At 36.7% G+C, this 289-nt stretch carries 1 pseudogene; it reads left to right on the top strand.

From position 1 onward, the window contains the following. Positions 1-232 (top strand): annotated as a pseudogene (locus V6246_RS18320) (gliding motility-associated peptidyl-prolyl isomerase GldI); the annotation flags it as partial. Positions 233-289: the final 57 nt, after the last annotated feature.

The raw sequence follows: 289 nt of genomic DNA, 5'->3' as shown, positions 1-289 counted from the left end.
AAGCCCAGAAGCGAGACAACCTATTTCTACAAAATCGGGATCGTATATGGACGCTTCTATCGCACTAAACAAAAAACGTTTTGCGAAAGAAAAAGCCGTTATTGAAAAAATAATGGAAGCCGATGATGACACCTATTTAGCCTCAGACACTGGTTTTTGGTATAAGTACCAAACAAAAACAGAAAGCGACAGCCTAAAAAAACCAGGCTTTGGAGACCTTAATAAATTTTGACTACGATGTTAAAACCCTTAACGGAAACGAAATTTATTCTAAAGCCGATTTAAAAAC

The sequence above is a fragment of the Algibacter sp. TI.3.09 genome (genome assembly GCF_038154905.1).
In the GTDB taxonomy this organism is placed as follows: Bacteria; Bacteroidota; Bacteroidia; order Flavobacteriales; family Flavobacteriaceae; genus Algibacter.
This window is presented reverse-complemented; position numbering and strand designations above follow the sequence as displayed.